Source organism: Pseudomonas sp. BS-2016 (assembly GCF_001806145.1).
Lineage (GTDB): Bacteria > Pseudomonadota > Gammaproteobacteria > Pseudomonadales > Pseudomonadaceae > Aquipseudomonas > Aquipseudomonas lundensis.
Map to the genome: position 1 here is coordinate 1 of NZ_MLCT01000097.1, position 1,890 is coordinate 1,890.

Consider the following 1,890-nt stretch of genomic DNA (forward strand, 5'->3'; position numbering starts at 1 on the left):
GTATGTCGGTCGATGCGATGCAGGGGCACCAGGGCGGGATTGTCCAGGCGCCGGATCAAGCGTCGCAACAAGGTGTGCTCGACGTACTCGCCAGCGGGTGTCACTGGCAGGAAATGCGGTTTGTCCGCCACCACCAGGTGCTCATCCGCGTACAGGATGTTTTCCAGCACCGGAATCACTTTCTCGTTGGGCACTTCGCGAAAGTAATAGATGCACAAGCCTTCCTTGTAGCCCAGGCCCAGGCTGATCGGGCTGCCATTGACATCCAGCACCCGGCCGCGGGCAATGCGGTCCAACCATTGTTCGCGGCCGATGGCCGGAAAGTGTGCGCACAGGCAATCGAGCACCGTCACCCAGGAGCCCGGCGGCAAGTACAGGGTGCTGGCTTGGTGCTGGGAGGGGGAAAAAATGGAAGTGGACATGCCGACGCTCAAAGCCTGGAAAACAGGCGGGCATTATCGCCCATGGCGCGCGATTGCCTAGGGCCTATCTCAGGCCTTGGCCAGTTGAGCTCGCAGCACCGGCGAGGCGCTTGCCGCCTCGGTGAATTCCTTGAGCCAGCGCAGCACGTCCACCGCTTCCCAACGACCCGGGTCATACAACGCGTAGAGCAACCCCTGATAACCCACCACATCCAGCTGCTTGTGATAACCGGCGCGCTGGAACAGCGCCTCGATTTCCGCGAAGCAGGTGTTGAAATGCACTTTGTTAAACGGCGTCTTGCCTTCCGTGACCAGGCCATCGAGGCGCAGTTCGTTCACCGCGTCACGCACCACATCGGCGGACATGCGATTGACGCTGCTTTTAAGTTGTTCAACATTCACCACGGGCGTTCCCTCTATTCAATCGCTGTACGAATATACAGTAACTTAATATTTGGAAAGCCGCCATCGCATAAATCTCAGCGCAGGAAGGTAACCACCTGCGCGGTGTCGAACGGCCAGTCCAGTTCCGCCCCGGTGTCCGTGCGGCGAAGCACCGGAATCCGCAGGCCGTAGACGTCTGTCAGGTCCTCCGGATCGGCGATATCCACCAACTCCACCAACAACCCGTGCTCGACGAGCGGCATGACTTCGGCTTCGGCAATCTCACACAGATGGCAACCCAGGGTGCCGAACAGCTGGCATTCAGGAAGCATGATGAAAAGACTCGAACAAGAAACGAACGTCCATTCTAATCCCAACAAGCCCCTGTAGGAGCGAGCTTGCTCGCGAAAAACTCCCGCGCGCCGCGTTCACTCAGGAACCCCGCGTTATCGTTGACGTTTTTCGCGAGCAAGCTCGCTCCTACGGTGCAAAAAGCCTGATCCAGATCACCATGGCCTATAACTGATTCAGCGATTCTTGCGGCTTTTTGCCGCTCGCCCCGCAACGGAGATGCCTGTGTTCGCCAACCTGCTGATTATTCTGGCCTCATCCCTGGTGGTGATTGCACTGTTTCGCCGGCTGCAGCTGCCGCCCGTGCTGGGCTACCTGTGCGTAGGCCTGGCAGTGGGCCCCACCGCGCTGGACTGGGTCAATGACAACGAAGACCTGCCGGACCTGGCCGAGATGGGTGTGGTGTTCCTGCTGTTTTCCCTGGGGCTTGAGTTTTCCCTGTCGAGAATGTTGGCGCTGCGCAGCGTGGTATTTGGCCTGGGCAGCCTGCAAGTGCTGGGGTGCGGGGCATTGCTGGGCGCGTTATTGATGAGCTTTGGCCTCGCACCTGGCGTCGCGTTGTTACTGGGCGCAGGGCTGGCGTTATCGTCCACCGCCATTGTCAGCAAGGAGTTGACCAGCCTGGGTGAAGTCTTCAGCAGTCATGGGCAGAATGCGATCGGCGTGTTGCTGTTCCAGGATGTCGTAGCGGTGTTGCTGCTGACATTGGTACCGGTATTTGCCGGCAGCAGCG

3 protein-coding genes and 1 pseudogene are annotated in these 1,890 nt (G+C 59.3%); 1 reads left to right on the top strand and 3 read right to left on the bottom strand.

What is annotated here, in order from left to right; genetic code table 11:
• The 3 genes and pseudogenes from BKD70_RS22580 to BKD70_RS22590 form a co-directional block, all read right to left on the bottom strand.
• Window positions 1-422, bottom strand: a pseudogene (locus tag BKD70_RS22580) (pseudouridine synthase); the annotation flags it as partial.
• Window positions 423-491: 69 nt separating this feature from the next.
• Window positions 492-827, bottom strand: a complete 336-nt coding sequence (locus BKD70_RS22585; RefSeq protein ID WP_003189932.1) for a hypothetical protein — start codon at window positions 825-827, stop codon at window positions 492-494.
• A 74-nt stretch (window positions 828-901) separates the two neighbouring features.
• Window positions 902-1,138 carry a glutaredoxin family protein gene (locus tag BKD70_RS22590; RefSeq protein ID WP_034127166.1) on the bottom strand — a complete coding sequence of 79 codons (237 nt, stop codon included), beginning with the start codon at window positions 1,136-1,138 and terminating at the stop codon, window positions 902-904.
• A gap of 238 nt (window positions 1,139-1,376) precedes the next feature.
• On the opposite strand from BKD70_RS22590, the gene BKD70_RS22595 reads away from it, so the two are divergent.
• The coding region (locus tag BKD70_RS22595; RefSeq protein ID WP_175441025.1) for a cation:proton antiporter at window positions 1,377-1,890 on the top strand (514 nt) is incomplete at its 3' end.